This window comes from uncultured Salinisphaera sp., assembly GCF_964012375.1.
In the GTDB taxonomy this organism is placed as follows: domain Bacteria; phylum Pseudomonadota; class Gammaproteobacteria; order Nevskiales; family Salinisphaeraceae; genus Salinisphaera.
In genome coordinates this window covers 17,171-37,222 of record NZ_CAXGSH010000030.1, presented here as the reverse complement: position 1 = coordinate 37,222, position 20,052 = coordinate 17,171, and the positions used below count along the sequence as shown (strand labels likewise).

General features: G+C 61.9%; 12 protein-coding genes. 2 read left to right on the top strand and 10 right to left on the bottom strand.

Annotated features, from left to right (window positions below):
• The first annotated feature begins 364 nt into the window (after nt 1-364).
• Nucleotides 365-1,354 (top strand): IS110 family transposase, encoded by a 990-nt coding sequence (locus ABNU97_RS07265; protein WP_348766089.1) that lies wholly within the window; start codon nt 365-367, stop codon nt 1,352-1,354.
• A 76-nt stretch (nt 1,355-1,430) separates the two neighbouring features.
• On the opposite strand, the gene pelG is transcribed toward ABNU97_RS07265, so the two are convergent.
• From pelG to ABNU97_RS07215, 10 genes are all read right to left on the bottom strand, one after another.
• Nucleotides 1,431-2,813, bottom strand: coding sequence for an exopolysaccharide Pel transporter PelG (gene pelG, locus ABNU97_RS07260; protein WP_348766088.1), 1,383 nt, complete (start codon nt 2,811-2,813; stop codon nt 1,431-1,433).
• A 4-nt stretch (nt 2,814-2,817) separates the two neighbouring features.
• Entirely contained in the window at nt 2,818-4,401 is a 1,584-nt protein-coding gene (pelF, locus tag ABNU97_RS07255) for a GT4 family glycosyltransferase PelF (protein WP_348766087.1), read from the bottom strand.
• Entirely contained in the window at nt 4,398-5,390 is a 993-nt protein-coding gene (locus tag ABNU97_RS07250) for a HEAT repeat domain-containing protein (protein ID WP_348766086.1), read from the bottom strand. Before ABNU97_RS07250 ends, pelF begins: the two co-directional genes overlap by 4 nt.
• Nucleotides 5,377-6,741, bottom strand: a complete 1,365-nt coding sequence (locus tag ABNU97_RS07245) for a PelD GGDEF domain-containing protein (RefSeq protein WP_348766085.1) — start codon at nt 6,739-6,741, stop codon at nt 5,377-5,379. The genes ABNU97_RS07250 and ABNU97_RS07245 overlap by 14 nt, the downstream gene beginning before the upstream one ends.
• A gap of 44 nt (nt 6,742-6,785) precedes the next feature.
• The gene (locus ABNU97_RS07240) at nt 6,786-7,310 is read right to left on the bottom strand and encodes a hypothetical protein (RefSeq protein ID WP_348766084.1); all 525 of its coding nucleotides are present in this window, start codon (nt 7,308-7,310) and stop codon (nt 6,786-6,788) included.
• A gap of 56 nt (nt 7,311-7,366) precedes the next feature.
• Complete coding sequence (locus tag ABNU97_RS07235; protein ID WP_348766083.1) at nt 7,367-11,017, bottom strand: tetratricopeptide repeat protein; 3,651 nt, start codon at nt 11,015-11,017, stop codon at nt 7,367-7,369.
• Nucleotides 11,010-13,865, bottom strand: coding sequence for a bifunctional glycoside hydrolase 114/ polysaccharide deacetylase family protein (locus ABNU97_RS07230; RefSeq protein WP_348766082.1), 2,856 nt, complete (start codon nt 13,863-13,865; stop codon nt 11,010-11,012). Before ABNU97_RS07230 ends, ABNU97_RS07235 begins: the two co-directional genes overlap by 8 nt.
• Nucleotides 13,866-14,454: 589 nt before the next feature.
• The gene (locus ABNU97_RS07225) at nt 14,455-15,507 is read right to left on the bottom strand and encodes an MraY family glycosyltransferase (RefSeq protein ID WP_348766081.1); all 1,053 of its coding nucleotides are present in this window, start codon (nt 15,505-15,507) and stop codon (nt 14,455-14,457) included.
• A 688-nt stretch (nt 15,508-16,195) separates the two neighbouring features.
• A complete protein-coding gene (locus ABNU97_RS07220; RefSeq protein ID WP_348766080.1) occupies nt 16,196-17,203 on the bottom strand; it encodes an NAD-dependent epimerase in 1,008 nt (335 codons plus the stop codon).
• 227 nt (nt 17,204-17,430) lie between these two features.
• On the bottom strand, nt 17,431-18,717 hold the full coding sequence (locus ABNU97_RS07215) for a nucleotide sugar dehydrogenase (RefSeq protein ID WP_348766079.1): 1,287 nt from the start codon (nt 18,715-18,717) through the stop codon (nt 17,431-17,433).
• Nucleotides 18,718-18,981: 264 nt separating this feature from the next.
• On the opposite strand from ABNU97_RS07215, the gene rfbB reads away from it, so the two are divergent.
• On the top strand, nt 18,982-20,052 hold the full coding sequence (rfbB, locus tag ABNU97_RS07210; protein ID WP_348766090.1) for a dTDP-glucose 4,6-dehydratase: 1,071 nt from the start codon (nt 18,982-18,984) through the stop codon (nt 20,050-20,052).

The following is a 20,052-nucleotide window of genomic DNA, read 5'->3' as shown; positions in this document are numbered from 1 at the left end:
TAGGTTGGATTAGCCAAGCGTAATCCAACACGGAACGAAGGCAGTTTCGGCCGTTCGCCTACGTCACTCCAGCTGCGTGCCTGCGCTCATGTCGGCTTACGGCCTGCGGCCTAAGCCGACCTTGTATGTTGATGCCCAGCGCCTGATACGCGACCAGGCGCTATGCGCCGGGCAAGCAGAATGAAGCCGACCTGAGGCATAAAAGCCTGCTCTTCTGTAGATCAGACTTGCCCGGCGCGCTTCACGCTGTCGAGACTGGACGGTATGCCAAGACACGGCCCGCCGTGGCCGAGAGTCTGAATGAACAAGGCAAGTCGACACGCATCGATACAGGGTCGCGCTTTGATGCAACGCAGGAGTGCCTATGATCGTTATCGGTCTGGATGTCTCCAAAAACCGCCTGGATGCGGCGGTCAAACGTCCCGGCACGCACAAGTGGTACGACCGCAAAGTCGCCCACAGCAAGGCCGGCGTACACGAACTGGTCGAGCGGTTATGTGACAAGCTCGACGCGACGCCCGATCAGCTTCGCGTGGTCATGGAAGCCACTGGCCCGTATCACGAAAAAGCCGCGCACTGGCTGTATGATCTTGGCTGTACGCCCTGTATCGCCAACCCCAAACGGGTGCGCGATTTCGCCAAGGCCATGGGCCTGTTCAACAAAACCGATCGCGCCGATGCCCGTGCACTGTGTTTGTTCGGCGCCCAGACCAGGCTGCCAGCATGGACGCCGCCCCCGCCGGAGGTTGCGACGCTGCGAGCGCTGATCAACCGATTATCTGTGCTCGAAAACGAGCTCGGCCGAGAGACCAACCGGCGCGAAAAAGCACAGGCCGGCCGAATGGCCGCCCCGGTGCTCGAGTCCATCGACCGCTGTATTGCATCGCTCAACGAAGAGATTCGGCGAATCAAGGATCAGATCGACGATCATTTCGATCAGCATCCGGATCTCAAGCGCGACAAGGCGCTACTGGCCTCCATTCCAGGCATCGGCCAGACCTCGGCTCGACATCTGCTGTGTCTGCTGGCTGACCGGGACTTTACCAGCGCCCGTCAGGCCGCGGCCTTTGCAGGTCTGGCCGTGGTGCATTTCGAGTCGGGTTCGAGTGTGCGTGGCAAGCCTCATCTATCCAAACAAGGGTCGTCCAAACTACGGGCCGCTCTATACATGGCGGCCGTGGCGTCCTTGCGACATAACCGCGCTTTGAAGATGTTCTACGAACGCCTGCGACAGCGCGGTAAACCTGCGTTGTCAGCGCTGGGCGCCGTCATGCGAAAGCTCGTTCATATCGCATTCGGCGTGTTCAAACATAAAACACCTTATGACCCGGCCATTGCCTCTCAAATCGCTTGATGGTTGAGACGGTATCTACGGTTGGGCGAGCGATCCGGTGCGCGGGGGGACGATTGCCCACCCGCGCCGGTATCCGTCAGCCCTGACGCTGCAGCATGAACGTCTGATACGTCAGCTTCTGGAACTCGCGGTCGAGGAAGGCCAGCCCGGCGAGCGACGAGATCATCAGCGAGATGGCGAAGCCGTAGCCGTAGAAGATCGCGCCGAGGTACATGCTCAGCAGTGTCAGCAACACGTTGCTCACGAGGAACAGCAGACAAAGGCCGAGCGCGATCTTGAGCTTGTCCAGATAGAAGATCACGTTGAGGATCGCCATGAAAAGCACCTGCATGCCCACGGCAACGATATCGATATTGAACAGGGGCACGTAGTAAGGCGAAAAGCCAAGCCAGTCGATCAACGAGGGCGCGATCAGCAACAGCGCGACCACGGTAATCCCCTGAATCTTGAAGATATCGTAAACGCCCTGCTGCACCGTCTCGACCATGCGGTCGAGCCGTAGCTCGATATGGCTGAGGGTATCGCCGCCGCGTACGGCGTTGTAGTAGGCGTCGTAGCGTTCGGCGAAGTCGGTTTCCAGACGGATCAGGAACACGGCCATGCCCGGCACGATCGACAGATAGGCCAGAAAGATCGGGAAATCGTAAATCGGCGAGGCCCGCAGCGGCCCGATGACCTGCTCGGAGGTGGCCGGGTTGTACCAGAACAGGAATTTGTCGGCCCAGAGGCCCAGGTTGTAGAACAGCCCGGTAAAGGCCAGCGAGCGATACGTCATTTTGGCATGACGAATATCGAAGGCGGCGATGCTGTCGCCCGGGTAATAGCGCAGCACCAGAAACAGCAGGATGTAAAAGAGAATGCCCTGGCCGACCACGAAGCCGCCGAGCAGCCCGACGAGATCGTAGCGGCGCAGCGCCATGCCGAGCACGAAGGTAATCGCGTAGCCGATGAAGAAGGCCCAAAGCACCTGCCGATAGGCTTTCATCCCCGTGATGAACACGGTGATGCACCAGATATTGGTCAGCAGCACAAAGCCGACGAACATCTCCACGCGATAGAGCAACGGCGTACCGTCGAACAGCGCGTACAGCACCGCGAACCCGATGACCGCGGCCAGCACGTTCATCATGGTGAGCAGGCCGATCAGGTTGGGCAGAATGGTCCCATCCTTCTTCTCGAACAGTCGATCGGCCACAAATCGGGTAAACAAAAGCTGGGCAATACCCGACAGGCTCAGCGACGCCGCGACAAGATAGGTCACCGATACCAGGAACTGCCAGATCTGCTGCGAGCGATCCGGCAGCAGGCCGAGGGTGAGCAGGCCGATGGCCATGATCACGAGAATCGACAGTACCCACGGCCCCGAGCTGATGATGCCCGCGTAACCATAGGCACGCAGCAGTCCGAAATAACTGTCCTTGCGTAGCAGCTTGCGCAGCTCGAAACCGATACCGGCCATGCCCCTACTCCCCTGCGGCAGCTACCGGTCGCGCCCGCTGATCGGTCGCTTCCGCGTATAGATGTTCGTAACGTTCGAGCATGAGCTGCTCGGAATAGTGCTCGTCGACGCGCTTGATGCCCACCTCGCGGGCCGACTCCCAGGCCTCGCGGTCGTTGAGCAGATCCAGGATCGCGGCCGCCGTTTCGCCCGGATCGGCGATCGGCACGATACGACCGGCCGCATGTTTGGAATCGGCCGGCGTGGTCAGCGACGTCGCGCGGTCTTTCGGATGGCCGTGCACCAATTCGTAGCAGGAACCCACGTCGGTACATACCACCGGAATACCCGAGGCCATCGCCTCGAGCGCCACCAGCGGCTGCGCTTCACTAATGGAGGTCAGCGTGGCCACGCGAATACGTGCGAACACGTCTTCCGCCTTCTGAAAACCACGGAACTGCACGATACCGCCCAGATCCAGCTGGGCCGCCAGATCGCGGCATTCCTGAGCGTATTCCGGATCTTCCGATTCCGGGCCCACGATCCAGCCCTGGGCGCCCGGCAGGCGCGACGCGACGATACGCATCGCGCGCACGAACGTCTTGATTTCCTTGATCGGCGCCACGCGGCCGATCAGGGCAATGATGGGCGCGGTGTTCTTGTGGGTCTGTTCGCGCAGCGGCGAAAAGCGGCTGATGTTGATGCCGTTGGGGATTACCCGGGTATGTTCCGCCGGCGCGCCGTCGATGATCTGACGTTCCCGGTTACCCTCGTAGAGCGTGGTGATCGGGTTGGCCGCCGCATACGTCAACCGGCCAATGCCGTCGAAAAACCGGATCCAGAGCCGCCGGATATAGCTCACGTCGTGGCGAAAGCCGTGGGTGAGGACGTCGTCGTAGGTCCGGATCCAATCGGCCTCGGTGAGGTCGATCTGGCGTTCCTTGGTATAGATGCCATGCTCGGTCACGATGAACGGTATATCGTGAATATGCCGCGCCAGCGCGCCCAGAAAGCCGGCATAACCGGTCGAGATCGAATGCAGACACCGGCTCGGCGGCAGGTTGCGGGCGATGCGCGCGAGCATGAACAGGGGCGAGTGCATGTTGCGCACCGACCAGAAATAGTCGAGAAACGACGGGTCGGTGCAGTACTTGCGATAGTAATCGACGATCTGTTCCCAGGCCTGGCGGCTGTACAGAAAGTCCTCATGCGACAGGCCGCCCTTCTTGCCCAGCAGCTGCGCGACTTCGCACAGCTGGCTGTTCGGGTCCGAGCTACGCGGATCCTTGAAGTACTGGTGCAAGTCGTCGCTGGCCTTGAAGGCCTTGCGGTTGCCTTCGAACTGCCGTGGCTCGTCAACGCTCTGACCCGCGTCCATCAGATAATGGCATTCCAGATGAACGACGTTGTCGGGCTTGTCGTAAAGAATGCCGTTATAGGCGGCCTCACTGCCGCCCATGAACACGATGGCGAAACGACGATGCGGCAGGCCGCGGATCATCTGTTCAACCCAGCTGGCGACGCCGCCACGCACCATGGGATAGGTGCCCTCGAGCAACAGCGTGACGTCCGCCGGCGGGTCGTTCGGGCGCAGGGTGGGCCATTTCATAACCAGTACTCCGTCACCGGCCGCATAACAGGATTGTTGGACGCGCGTGGGCTCATGCGCGCCAGTGCCGGGGCCACTTCGTTATAGTCGCCGCGCACGAACGCCAGTTCCGCCCAACGCGGTGCGGCATCGTCGCTCGACAAGCCCAGACGCTCGGCGCGACGCAGCGAGTCCTCGGCGTCGTCGTAATCACGAAGTTCCATGCAGATTCGTGCCCGCAACAGGGAGCGCTGGGCCGAATCGTTGCGCTCGATCGCGGTATCCAGCGCATCGCGCGCCTTGGTCAGCATGAGCTGCTTGACGCTGCCCTTGGCCAGCTCCAGATAGGAAAACTCCCAGAACAGCAGCGCCCGCTCTTCGTGCAGCTCGCCGTCCGGATCGCCGCTGGCGGCGATGGCGTCGCGCACCTCATTGAGCTGCCCTTCCAGATCGCGTTCGATCGAGTTGAGCATGGCATACGCGAGCAAGCGTACTTCGTCGGCCGAATCACTCAACGCCGAGCGCAGAATGGGCACCGCGTCGCGGCGCGGCAGATGACGACAGGCCATGATCGCCTGCTGGCGACGGTTACGGTCGTCGAAATGGGTCAGTACCGATGCCAGCCCGTCGCGCATGAATACGTCGTTCGGGTCCACCGTGACCGGCTGGAACGGCAGGTCGGGGATCGCCAGCGCGTCCCAGGCCTTCGGCTTTTCGCGATAGGCGAAATAAAGCCCCGAGAGCATGCCCAGCGTCAGCCCGATAGCCCCCAGGGGCGGTGTAAACACGCTGGCCGTCGCTAGAAATGCGAAGCCGCCGCCCACCGGGCGCTTGTAGTTCGGCGGCAGCGCCAGGTACAGCCCCACGATCAGCACGGCACAGCCAATAAGATGCACCAGCACCACAGTGAGCAGCGCCACCGGCTCGTGCCAGCCGATGACGAACGCCCAGGTCGCCAATGCCTCGATCAGCAGCCCCAGCGGGATGAGGATCAGGCTAAGCAGGCGCATGTTGCTCGGCCTGGCGACGGATACCGGCGACCAGATTGGCCGCCGACTGTTTGCCGTCGACGTTGCGCTGGTGGAACACCAGACCGCTTTCGGCCACGTCCACACCGAAGCGCTCGTTGAGCAACAGCGTCATACGCTCGCGATAGGCGGCCGAGCCACGCTCCGGCGTGAGCGGCATGAGCACGTAGATCAGCTTCGAGTCGTGGCCCAGATCGGTGGTCCAGGCGTAATCGAGCGCGCGCAGCTGCTCGTAGATGAGATCGGCGAGCGTCGCACTGCTGACGTCGTCGATATGCCCCGGCACCTCGAACGCCACCAGAAGCGAGCTCAGTTTGTAGCGCGCCGCATAACGCGACCAGCGCTTGAGCCGCTGCTCGAACTGGAAGCGGGCCAGCTCGGCATCGGCCGGGGTACGGGCATAGGCCTCGGTGATGATGTCGCCCAGATTGCCGCCCAGCACGGACAGCAGATGCAGGTTGCCGCGTTCGAACTCGACGAACGGCATTTCCGAGACCGTCACGATCGCCCAGATCTTGTCGTTGACGTCGATCAGCGGAATCACGGCCAGCAGCGGCTGGGCGCGGTTCTGCAGTTCGACCTCCATCTCGCTCTTCAGGCTGATCATGCAGCGCTGTTCGATACAGGCCTGCACCATCGGATCGCTGGCGATATCCCGATCGGCCGGCCGGCCGCCGATAAACGCCAGCGGCTCCCGCTCGACCCGTTCGCGTTCGTCCACGCGATAAAGCGCGCCCTGCTCCACGCGGCCCTCGTGGGAGATGAAGCTCAACAGATCGCTGGCCCGCTCGGTGAGGATGTCGTCGCCGGGCTCCACCACGTCGAATCGCTCGGCGAGAGCAAGCAGCACGTCGCGCAGGTTGTGCGGGTTGGCCGCCAGACGTTCGGCGAGCTGATCATGCGAAACACGCAACACATGGAAATTGCGCACGAACTCTTCAAGACGCGTGCCCTGATAGTCGTTGATGATCTTCATCTGGGTGATACGGCGCCGCCAGATGTCGGTGAACTCACCGGCCACCATGCCGGTGAGCAGCACCCCGATGGCGTACTCGATCGGCAGATTGCCATCTTCCCAGCCGGTGCCCGCGGCAATCATCATCAGCGCCACCGTAAGCAGCGCCGACGCAAAGCCGAACAAGAAGCCATAGCGCAGGCCCGCGAGCAGCGGGCCGAGAATCAGCCAGGCGAACGCGCTGGTATAGAACAGCGGGTCGTCGGCATTGAACAGCCAGCCGGCCACCGGCACCAGCAGCGTGAGCACCGCCGTTTCCAGCATGCGCACCCAGATGGGTGGCACCTGGTAGTTCACGTCTTCGATTTGGGTGACCATAGGCAACCTTTCGTACTTTCGGGCCGGCTAGAAGCGGATCTGACTTAAAGCGGCATGTCGCCGACGAGATCGCTCATCAGCTTCTGCGCGGTACCACTGACCGTGGCATAACCCCAACCCGCCTTGGAACCGGACGCACTCCACACCGTGGCACCGGTGTTGATATCGATCACGCGCAGGCTGATACCCACGGCCGGCTCGCCGTCGAGGCCCGTCTTGTACTGCCATTCCTCGACCGCACCGGTCACGCCGTACTGGTAGCCCTGGCTACGGGCCCAGCTCAGCGCCTGGTCGAGTGCCGCGTTCTGGTCGAATTCCGGCAGACCGCCGTTATCGCTGCGCGGGGCCGGCGTAAGCGTGCCCACACCGCGCTGGTGCAGCAACGTGGTCAGGATGGATTCGGCGCGCTGGCCTGCCTGCGGCGTTTCCGCATAGTTGGCGATCGGCAGCAATGCCCACCGCGCGGAGCCATCGAGCTGCTGGCTGCGGTGCACATCGGTGACCGCACAGCCGGAGAGCATGGCGACGGCAAGCGCGAACAGGCCTGCGATAAGAGTAGAGCGTTTCATGGTGGTGGTTTCTCCCTGCCTACGAGTGACGTTGTTGAGCGTTCTTGTTCGGCGCGTTAACGGCCGAGGAAATACTGATACTTGATGGAGCCGCTGTACGAGTTGTCCTGGGTCTGGCTGCCGGTCTGATCGACGCCAACGTTCAGGCTCAACTCGTCGCTGCCCAGAATCCGGGTGCCGATCGCAAAGTTCGCGCTAATGCCGAACTCGTTATCGGGCAGCACATAACCGGTATCGATATTCAACTGATAGCGCGGTGACGCCACCAGCGGATACTCCTCGCCGGGGATGCCGCGGGCGAACGAAAGGCCCGCGCCCAGGAAGGTATATCGCGTGGGTACGACGTCGTTGAGGTTGGTGCCGGCCGGCAGGCGTGCAGCCATGTCATCGGGCAGATCGTCTTCCAGAAAATTCTGCGACGTATCGGCAAATACCCGTGCCTGGACCTGATGCGTCGGCCCCACCATCAACGAGTGCGCGAACGATGCTTCCACACCGTAGCCATCGCCGAGGTCGTTACGATCCTCGCGCGAGTGGTACTGCGAGTAGGTCGCGGTCAGCGAGAAGCTGTCACGCGGGTTGAGCACCCACTCCAGGCCCACGCCCAGATCGTCGCGCAGACCCAGCGCGCGCAGCTGGGCGGTGTCATCCGCCAGCGTGTTGATATCCAGAAACACCGAAGCGCCGACGTTGCGGGTGAGCTGCCAGTCCTGACGCAGGCCCAGCTGGGCAATGTCCTTGGCGTCAGTGGAAACCGCCCCCACACGCACGGTGGTCAAGCCGCGACGCTCGCGCCAGTTGAGCACAACGTTGGCGAACTGCTCGTCTTCCAGACCGTCGAGATCAACCAGATCGTCGTCGGCCGAGAGCTGACGCGCACCCAGCTCGACGCGGGTGGACAGCTTCTCGCCGCTCAAGCGCAGGAATACGCTCTCCGAGTTGATATCGAGATCGCTGATGCTGCGAACGATCAGCTCCGTACCGAAGTTCTGCGGCATGGTCTGGTACAGCTCGGCGGCATAGCGCGGCACCACGTCGATACCCGTCACATAGGGTTCGTTCGGGCGCTCATGCTCGAGTGCAAGCACCAGGGCGCGGGCCCGGTAATCGAGCTGGCGCAACGCCGTAATGCGATCGGCAATGCCGATACCGCCATCCGGACGCGAGCCTTCGAGGATACGCTGCATCGCGACCTGGTCGTTGGCCTGCAGGGCAACCGCGAGTTCCTGCCAGTCTTCGGTCGCGATACGACGCCGATGCGCCTGCAGCAGCCAGTAGCGCGAATACGCCGGCTCTTCTTCACTGAGATAGTAGCCGAACAGCATTTCGACATCGGTCGGCGTGAGTTCGTCACCGCTGCGCCCGTCCAGGGCCCGACGCAGCCAGTCGCGACCTTCGTCGGACCCGAGCATGGTCGCCTGCACCGACAGAATGCGGCCATCCTGCTCGCGCTGTTCGCGGGTGAGTTTACCCTGCGCCTGCAGGTGGTTCATCAGCCGCGGGCGCAGTTCGACGAGCGCATATTCACGCATGCGCCGGGCCGAGTCGAAGCGCCGACCGCGCTCGAGCGCATCGGCATAGTCGAGCACGAGCAGGTAATTATCGGGGTCGCGCTGTACCGCGCGGTCGTACCACGGCAGGGCCGTACGCGTCTGGCCCAACCGGCTGTAGGCCATGGCGAACACCGGCCACTGCCGCGAGTCGTTCTTGGCATCGTCCGACCAGGCATTGACGTAGCGCGCCAGCTCGTCGGTATAGCCGCCGTCTGCCAGCGTCGCCAGCAGGGCCGACCGGGTACCGGCGTCGTCGGGCGCCAGCGACAGCGACTTGAGATAGGCGCGGCGCGCGCGAGCGAGATCGCGCTGCTGGTACTGGTAATCGCCGTAGAGCTGCCAATAGTCGGCCGACTGCTCGAACACGGCCGGCCGCGTCTGCGCCATGGCGATGAGTTCGCGGGTGAGGTCGGGCCGATTTTCGCGCTGTGCCGCGGCCAGCATGGTCACGATCATGTCGCCGTGCTGGTTCTCGCGCCAGTCGGTACGGGCCACTTCCATGGCCATGTCCATGCGCCCCGTCACCACGGCGGTCTGTGCCAGACGCAGATAGCCCGTATCGTCGAGCTTGCGTCCGAGATAAAGCTGATAGTAGGCGTCGCGGGCCACCGCCGGGCGGTTCTGGTTCCATGCCAGCTCGCCAACCGTTTCCCAGTAGAAAACTTCCTGATCGGTGGCGGTGCCGGGCTTGTTAGGCAGCGACGTCATTACCGCCAGCGCCTCGTCGACCTGCCACTGGCGGGTCAACAGGCGGCCACGCGCCTGGCTTTCTTCGAGGCCGCGGCCAAAGCGCGACGCGATTTCGTTCCAGGTGGCAAGCGCGCCCGGCAGGTCGCCGTTGAGCTCCTGCAAGCGGGCCAACCGCACCCAGAGATCCTCGTCGGGCGAACCCTCGTTCACCCAGTTCGACAATATCGAAATGGCGCGATCCGGATCGCCCTCGCTGTTAAGCACATCCACAAGCAGCCGGCGCTGGCTCGTGGTCAACGGGTGCCGCGACTGGATGCGCTGCAGAGCCGCGAGCACCGCCGCCGTATCGTTGAGATCCGTAGCGAGATCGATGATCTGAATATCGTACTCGTCGGAGCTGCTGCGCTGCGCCAACCACTTGTAGTTGGCCAGCGCAGCCGCCGGCCGGCCGGCCCAAAGCTGTACCTGGGCAAGCTGCGCACGCAGGCTGATGTTATCCGGGTTGCGATTGACCAGCCGTTGCAGACCGGCCAACGCCTCGTCGAGCTGGTTGCGTGCCAGGGCAATCTGGGCATCCCGCTCCAGGCCCTGCTCGTCGTCCGGGCGCAGCTGCACATAGCGCCGCGACCAGGTCTGGGCCTGGGCCAGACGATTGTTCGCCAGCGCCATCTCGATGCCGATATCGAGGAAGGTGGGATCGTCCGGGTAAGCGTCGATGAATTCGCCCGCCATACGCAGGCCGCTGCCGTCGTTGGTCTGTTGCGCGGCATCGAGCGCGGCGAGCGCGGCATCGCGGCGCAGGGATTCGTCGTCGGTCGCCGCAAAGGCGGACTGCCAGGCCTGCGCGGCACGCATGGGCGCGTCGGCGGCCAGCCACCAGCGCGCGGCTTCGCCATACCAGTCGTAGGCACGCGCCGGATCCTGTGCGGCCAGGCGTTCATAAAGATCGGCCGCTCGTGCCGGGCGCCCGAGTTCCAGCCAGCGAGCGGCAAGCACTTCCAGCTGGTCGGCGGTCAGCGACTCGCTGCGCTCGAGGGCGTTCATCTGCGCGATCAGTTCGCCCTGCTGGGCGTCACGGCGCGGGTCGTCGGCCTGCAGCGCGTTGAATGCCTGCCAGGAAATCTGGTGATATAGCCAGCGTGCATTCGCGTCGGTGCTGTCCGACAGCGGCTGCATTACTTCCAGCGCCCTCGGAATGTTGCCGGCGGCGGCGAGCTGGCGCGCCAGCTTCAGGCGCAGCTGGTCGTCGCCGGGGTTGGCTTCCAGCAGCGCTTCGAGATAGGTGATCGAAACGCTGGAGGGATCGTCCTTGCCGGTGTCGTCCTGGCTCAGCGATAGAAAGCGGCGCGCGGGAAACAACAGCACCAGCGCCACCACGAGGACCGCCGTAATGATCAGCAGCGTCAGCGGCCGGACAAAACGGGTGCGTTTCTGGGGGTCTTGTTCTTGCTTGTGTTCAGCCACAGTCGATCCTTACAGGTCCCGACGTACTGCCTGTATAGCGCAGCGTTACGGTATTGCCCCCACCCCGACGCGATGCGCCGTCTGCCGAGACGCGACAACCCGTCGTACCGGCCAACTCGATCTCCAGCGGCACGTGCTCGGCGGCCATCTCCAGGGTTACGTCGCCGCCGGCGTTACGCCACTGCGTGATACGGCCATTGGAGCGCCGCACATACGGCGTCGACGGCTCGCGTTGCTGGAGCTGCAACGTCACCCGGGGCTCGCCCGAGAGCGACACATACCGCCCGGGGCGCAAATCGCTCACACCGACCACGCCGCTGGACGCGGCCATGTCCGGCCAACCCAGCGATGCCGGCAGCCTCAGGGTACGCATATGCGTGGCCCCGGTGATCTGCCAGCCACCGTCGAGGCGACGGGCGACGCCAGCGTCATACCAGTTGCGTGCGATACGGCTGTATTCGCTGGCAAACAGCGGCAGCGTGCGCTGACTGCGCGCATAGGCATAGACATCCTTGAGCGCATTCAACGCGGCCGGGCGGCCGGCGGAGTAAAAATGGTAATAGATGTCGATGGGCTTGAGGCGCCGCGGCTCATCGGTGAGCTTGAACGTCTCGATCACGCGCCGAAAACCCCAGTAGGGCCCGGTCATGTCGTTGGTATAGACGTTTTCGTTGATGACCGGGGCATACACCTGCATGTGCTTGCCCTGCGGCCGCAACATGGGGGTGACGTCGAGCAGCGTCGGGTTATCCGACATGATGTGCGTATTGCCGCCGTTGAGATTCTCCAGCCCCAGACGATCCGCGATCGCGAGCGCCTTTTCTGGCGGCAGCGCGTTGCCGCTCCACAGCAGCGTCGTAACACGCTTGCCCGGCGGCGCCAGGTTTTCGTTGATATAGCGGGTCGAGCCGGCCACCTCTTTTTCCAGCGAGTACCGGTAGCCCTCGATCGGCAGGTTGTAGGCAAAACCGGCTGCCGTACGCCCCTCGCCCGCCAGATCGCCTTCCTTCAACGCCGGCCAGTCGAACGGATGGCTGAACGTATGCGATGCAATCTCGACCCACGGCAGCTTGAAGATCTCGCGCGCGATAGGCTCCAGCTGGCTGGACAGCTCCGGATACAGCCCTTCCGGCGACAGCTCGCCCTCGATCACGGAGACCGTCGTCGGCACGCGATATTGCTTGAATATGCGCTCGAGCATGACCTGGCTGGTGAACGGGTTGCCGGGGAACGCGGCCCGGTTCATGAACGCGTCGCCATCGACCTCGGTCATCCAGTAGCGGGAGCCGTTTTCGGTGGTGGCATCGGCAACCGGCATATCCGGCAGCGCCAGGGCCCGCTTCAAGAATGCGAACGGGTCGAGAATCCAGCGCGCCTGATCGGCCATGCCCTGCTGAATCAGCCACGGCGAAAGCGCCACCCCGCCCCAGCTGCCGGTGGCGATCGGCACGAACTTCGCACCGTTGCCGTCGCGCATGGACAGATGCGCGGTCACGCCGTCATTCATCAGCTCGTAGCCGGTTTCATTGGTGGCCGGCGTACTCGGCATGCCCTCGAAGCCGAGCATATCGTCATGGTCGACGACCTCGAGCCCCTCGTCGGAAATCGACGGCACCACCTGCAACCCGGTCAAATCCGACAGTTCGCCAGTCACCGGAATGCCGGGCGAGCCGAACATGGCCACCTGCACACCATCGCGCATCTGTTTGAGAAGCCAGTCGCGGTAGGCGGACTGCGCGCCCACGCGCCCGTTGAGCCAACTCACCACACCGGCATAGCGGCCGCGCAATGTATCTTCCGGCAGCGGGCTGTCCACATCCTTATAGACTGCGCCGTACCCAAGGTACTCGAGCGGCATGGCGATATTAAGGTGCGCGTTCGAATACGCGACCTCGTTGTACTCGACTTCCGAAGCATCGAAGAGCACGAGCACCTTGCGCGGCATCGGCTCGATCGAGCCCACGCCTACCTGATTGAGCGCACCGTTACTCACCCACGGCACAATGCCTTCGTCAGCAATCCGGCGCGCGGTCTGTCGGGCGAGCTCGCGGTCGGCCGGGGCGACATAGTCGATTGCGATTGCCGGCAGGCCGTAGTCGTTTCGTACTTCGCGCAGCCGGTCGAGCACGTACTGCGTGTCTTCGGGCTTGACGTCGCGATAACTCTGCGTGCGCACATCCCACGACTGGTACAACGACTCGGCCGCCACGCCGACGATATCTCCGCGCACCTGGTCGAGCACCTCGAAACCGCGGTTGAGCAGCAGCTTGATACCGGGGAATTCCGAACGGATGCGTTTGATCAGAGCAACCAGCGCCTGCTGTTGTTCTGCCGCCGCCTCGTCGTCGGTAGCAAACAGCCGGTAGCTGTCGAGCGTGTCCAGAAACAGCGCGCGGTAGCCTTGGTTCCAGAGCGGGCGAATGCGCTCATTAACGATGTAATCGCCCCACTTCTTCTGGGTAAGATCCGCGGCCTGGCTGTTCCAGCCCTCATTGCGTGCCTTGAGTGCCTCGCTGGGCAGGCTCTCGCCGGCGCGCCAGTGCTCGGCTTCGCCCAGGCTTACATAGGCGAACGCCTGCGTGCCGTACTGCTCGAGCGCGTCGAGCTGGCCCTCCTGCATATGCTCGGACTCGACCACGGCCCAGTCGAACTGCGCGAGCATATCCACGGGCACATCGTTGCCGTAGTAAATCGCCACACTCGGCTGGCCGTCGACATCGGCGTGCGCGTTGGTCGCCACAAGCATCGCCACCAGGACAACGAACAGGGCCCGCCCCATGCGCTGCCATGTGCGAGCACGATGGGCGTCGACACACGCTTCGTCTAAGAACGGGCGAAAAGTGCTCACGCACGAACTCCTTCACAAAAACCGCGCCCGGCAACACATCCGCCCGGCGCCAGCGATACGCGCGTGTACCGCGCTCTCAACCTCGGCGCGAAAACAAAGGATCGCGCGCACGAAAAACTTTCAGCAGAGGCGCCCCGCCTTGCCCGATCACCACGTGCATTCGATGTCATCGCCGCAGCGATAGTCACCGTGATTTCCTGCCGCTGCTCACGGGAATAAGCACGGAGCCAGAACCAGCGGGATGGATCGACAAATCAAGCGACAGCCACGAACGATCAACGTCGCACCGCCCAGCCTGCGAGTTATTGCCACCCACCGACATGCAACCACGCGACCCAGCCAGATCAAAGCCGTCCGCCATCATTGCCTCTTCTGTAATGTCCCCCAAACCGTCGGGTATTGCTGATACCCAACGCCAGACAATCTAGCACGAAACCGAAACGGAAACGCACTGCAAAAAGAGAAAATATGACTTTTCTAGGACGGGATCGGGGTCAAACTGCGTGGGCGATCTAGGCATCACCACGATTGACGCCAAAGTGACAGTTTCGGTCATAAAACTGACGATTCTCGTCGTCAGTATTAACCCTTAGACGGCGGGCGCCGCAACGCGCTGGCGCACGCGCGCCCAGAGCGCGTTGGTGGCAAGGCAATAGCAGGCAAAGACCACCATAAACACGGCGCATCGCGCCGACTCGCTCACGCCGAGCCCCTGGGTTACCAGTCCCGTGCCCATGAACGCGCCAGCCACGGCAAGCCACACATAAAGTGCCCAGCCGGGGCTCAGCCCCAGGCGCTGGAGCAGATGATGAAAATGGTAGCTGTCCGCTGCCAGCGGGCTCTTGCCGCGCATCACCCGCGAAACCATCAGATACACCGTGTCGGCCAGCGGCAGCCCGAACAACCACACGGCCGTAATGGGTTCGATCACGGCATGCGGGCCCTGGGCTGCCTGGATGGTGAACCAGGTCAGAATGAAGCCGAGCACCAGAGACCCCGCGTCGCCCAGGAAAATGCGGGCATGCTTCTGCCACGGCATACGAAGATTGAAGGCAAGAAAACCCAGTAAGCTGCCAAGCGTCACGCAAAGCAGCACGACGTTGACCGCGCTGGTGCCCGCGGCCAGCGCGAGAATCGTCGCCACGATCATCACCGAGAAACCGCCGGCCAGGCCGTCCATGCCATCGACCATATTCACGGCGTTAATAATGCCGACCGCGGCAAAGATGCTGAACCAGATCGCATGGCCACCCAGCTCGAAATCCTCGGCGCCGAAAATCGCGCCGAGATTCTGCAAGTACACCTCGCCGAAAAAGCACATGCCCGCACCGACTGCCAGCGTTTGCAGCGCGAGCCGTACCGGCGCTGGCACATGCTTCCTGTCGTCGAGCGCGCCGAGCACCAGCAGTACGGTAATACCGAAGGCAAAACCGGCAAACTGACGCGACGGCACCATGCCAATCCCAAGCAACATCACGGTCAGCGCGATGGCAACCCCGCCACAAAGCGGCGTCGCCAGCGAGTGGGCCTTACGGCCGCCGGGGTGATCGACATGGCCGATCTTGTGACACAGAGGGCGCAATACAAGTATTGCAACCGCGCTCAAGGCGAACGCAATGAGGCCGATAAACGTGTTGATCATAGTGAAACAGCTACCGTTCAGCCCTCGTACAAACCAGTATTGGCTCTTGTCGCGGCGAAATATTACAACGGACATTATGACGGTTGCTTGAATGCCACCTTAATAGGGCGGTGGCATTGCGCCCGGCCGTGGGAAATAACACCCAAACACAAGCGCCGATCGGAGCCTTTGGGCTCGGAAGTCATGCCTATAATTCAGCGGCTTGCCGACTGGCCCTCATGTCGATTATCAAGCGGCGCGGCGTGCACCCCTGGTTACCCACCTTATTGGCGGTCGTAGACACCCTGCCCGTCAAATGCCGCAAGAATGCGCAAATTCGCGCCGCCTGGCAGTCCCCTCGAATCCGAAGCCGGCCAGCAAAGACTCGTCCCCGCCAAGTCGTCCAAAACAGGCAATGCAAGCATCGCCATCTCGGCCTGCAACGCCCCCGCCCACCCGAATTACCGGGAACCCTATCCGTAGGTCAGCTTAGCGAAGCGTAAGCCGCCAAAAAACACAGCCCCCAAATGACCCGGCAACTTATAAAGCCCGATTACGGCACTTAATTAAGCCGTCGATAAAAGCGACCGCCCCAGTCTGATATCGAGCCCGCTCATCCTTCGAGCGACCAAGCCCCCGCACAAGCCGAAAAATAAAGAAATAAAAATAATCTGATCAGCCTGTTACGATCGCTTCTTAGACGGAACAATCAAACTTCGTAGTACCCGCGATACCATTCCACGAAGTTCTTCACCCCCTCCTGCACGCGGATCTGGGGCCGGTACCCCACGGCTTCGAACAAGCCCGTTACATCCGCGCTGGTCGCCTCGATATCGCCGGCCTGCATGGGAAGCATCTCTTTTTCTGCTTCGATACCCAGGCATTCCTCCAACCGATGGATATAGTCCATCAGCGGCACCGGATCGCCGTTGCCAATGTTGTAGATTCGCCACGGCGCACAGCTGGTACCCAGCGTCGGCGCATCACTCGACCAGTTCGGGTCCGGCTCGGCCGGCTTGTAGAGGATGCGTACCACGCCTTCGGCGATATCGTCGACGTACGTGAAGTCCCGCCGGTGCTTACCGTGGTTGAACACCGGGATAGGCTCGCCAGCAAGCATCTTGCGCGTGAACAGAAACAACGCCATGTCCGGCCGGCCCCAGGGCCCATACACGGTAAAGAAGCGTAGTCCCGTTGTCGGCAATCCAAACAGATGCGAATAGGAATGCGCCATCAACTCGTTCGCGCGCTTGGATGCCGCATAGATCGCGGCCGGATGATCAGCCGTGCCCTGCGGCGAGAACGGCATGTCGGTAGACAACCCATAGGCCGAACTCGTCGACGCATACACGAGGTGCCCGACCTTGGTATGCCGACATCCCTCGAGCACGTTCAAGGTGCCCGTCACGTTGCTATCGATATAGTCGTGCGGATGAGTAATCGAGTGCCGCACGCCGGCCTGAGCCGCCAGATGCACCACCCCATCGAAGCTGTGCGCCTCGAACAGCGCCGGCATGGCCTCGCGATCAGCGATGTTCATATGGACCGACTCGAATCCGTCCCGCGCGATCAGCCGATCCAACCGTGCCTGCTTGAGCGCCGGGTCGTAATACGGGTCCAGGTTGTCGACGCCGACGACTGTCTCCCCGCGATCCAGTAACAAATGCGCGACATGCGAACCAATAAACCCGGCCGCGCCGGTGACGAGTACCTTCATAAGCCCAATCTGCCGATCGATAGAAAACCCGCGGCAAGCCAACCGCAGCGAGCCACATATTATACGCGTGCAGGCCCACCGAAACCGCCGCGCCCATCATGGAAGGAAACACAACCCAACCCGTAGGTTGGTTTAGGCCGAAGGCCGTAAGCCAACAAAGCAACGCAAGCACACAGCGCGTCCCACTCAAACAACTTGGCTAACGACGCACTAAGGCGCGGATCGTCCTACAGCCGCCCGTCCGTCTCATTCGCCGGAAACGTGTACTTCACGTCGTAAACAATATGGTCGGGCTTGCAAAGCGCACGAATGGCGGCAGCCCCCATCTGCTGGAACTCTCGATGCGCAACGGCGACGACTGCAGCGTCGTAGGTACCCGCCGCAGGCGACTCGACGGTACGCAGACCATATTCATGCTCGACCTTGTCGGCATCGGCCCAGGGATCATAAACATCCACCAGGACATCCATCTCTGCCAGCTCCTGGACGATATCCACCACGCGCGTATTGCGAATATCCGGGCAGTTCTCCTTGAACGTAATGCCCATCATCAACACGCGCGCGCCATGCACCTGGATCTTGCGCCGAAGCATGAGACGAATGACCTCATGCGTGATGTAGCGACCCATACCGTCGTTGATACGCCGTCCGGCCAGAATCATTTCCGGATGGTAGCCCGCAGCCTGCGCCTTATACGTCAGATAATACGGGTCCACACCAATACAGTGACCGCCAACAAGACCGGGCCGAAACGGCAGAAAATTCCACTTGGTGCCCGCCGCATTCAATACCTCCTCGGTATCGATCCCGAGCCGCGTGAAGATCATCGACAGCTCGTTAACCAGCGCCACATTAATATCGCGCTGCACGTTCTCGATTACCTTCGCCGCCTCGGCTACCGCAATACTCGAAGCACGATGAATGCCCGCGGGCACGATCGTGCCGTAAAGCGCGACTAGCCGATCCGCGACTGCCTCGGTCGAGCCTGCGACGACCTTGGTGATATTTGCCAGGCCGTGCGCGGCATCCCCAGGATTGGCCCGCTCCGGGCTATAGCCCACGAAAAAGCCCTCGTTGAATACCAGACCGGAGAGTGAAGCGAGAATCGGCACGCACCGTTCTTCGGTCGCGCCCGGGTAAACCGTGGACTCATAAACCACGATATCGCCGGCTTTCAAATAAGGCCCAATGGTGCGAGAGGCCGCCATCAACGGCCCGAAGTCCGGCACCTTGGCGTCGGTCACAGGCGTCGGGACCGTAACGATATAGATGTTCGCGTCGGCAAGCGCGCCAGCATCGGCCGAAAAGCGCACTGCAGAATGACGAAGATCCGCCTCATCCACCTCGCGCGTAAGATCCTGGCCATCAGCAAGCTGCCCGATACGTCGCGAATCGATATCAAAACCGAGCGTGTCGTAATGCTGCCCGAAGGCGACAGCGAGCGGTAAGCCCACATAGCCCAAACCAATCACGGCGATCGATACCGTATCGTCGAGCTGATCAACCGCAAACATGCTTCACCCCTCTAGAAAGAGCCGGCTCGGACGCGAACCACGGAACTCGTCAGTGAATAGAATCGCCCGCGATGCTAGCGGAATTTGACGCCACTCCCAATCGTTTGCATCGAGCGTCAACACGTAACAGCACTTCCTGCGATACGCTCACCTAGCTGCGCCCAAGCCGTTGCGTCGTGTGATGCCGGCCAAGGCAAAAAGTTGAACGTGCCGGCAAAATATAGCGGCGCTCGAGGCGCACACCCCTACAAGACCATCTATGCAATGAAGATTCTTATAACCGGCGGCGCCGGCTTCATCGGTTCCGCCCTAATCCGGCACCTCATCGCAGAAACAGAGCACGCGGTCGTGAATATTGATTCACTGACCTATGCGGCTAACCTCGGCGCACTCGAAGACGCCTCACAAAGTCCCCGCTACATATTCGAGCGTGCGGATGTCCGTGATCGGCACGCGCTCGCCAACGCACTTGCAGTCCATCAGCCCGACGGCATCATTCACCTTGCAGCAGAGTCGCATGTCGACAGGTCGATCGCCTGCCCCGACGAATTCATCACCACCAACATCGTCGGCACCTTCGAGCTGCTCGAAGCCGCCCGCGCTTACTACGAGCGGCTGGAATACCCGCGTCGTAACGTATTTCGTTTTCTTAATGTCTCGACGGACGAGGTGTACGGCTCGCTACGCGACCAGGGATTGTTCACCGAAAACAGCGCCTACGCCCCCAATTCGCCATACGCGGCCAGCAAGGCAAGCGCTGATCATCTGGTCCGAGCCTGGCATCGCACCTATGGCCTACCCGTGGTGATAAGCCACTCATCCAATAACTACGGGCCCTGGCAATTCCCGGAAAAGCTCATTCCTCGGACGGCCATCAACGCGTTACACGGAAAGCCGATCACGCTATACGGGCGCGGTAATAACGTTCGGGACTGGCTCTACGTCGAAGATCACGCACGCGCCCTCGTGCGTGTATTCGAGCACGGCAAAACCGGGGAGCGGTACAATATCGGCGCGCATGAGGAGTGGACCAACCTCAACCTCGTACGCCGTGTGTGCGGCATGCTCGATGAGCTCGCCCCTGCCCCCGGTATCGGTGCGCGCGAACGGCTCATCGAATTTGTCCCAGACCGCAAAGGGCACGACCATCGCTACGCAATCAATGCCACAAAGACGCAAAACGAATTGGCTTGGCGCCCCAATGAAACACTCGAAAGCGGCCTCAGACGCACGCTTAGATGGATGCTGGATAATCCGGCCTGGATCGACGCCCATGTTGCCCACGATGAACAGAATGCCCCCGCCTCAAACCTACGAAGGCCACAAGGCGAATAA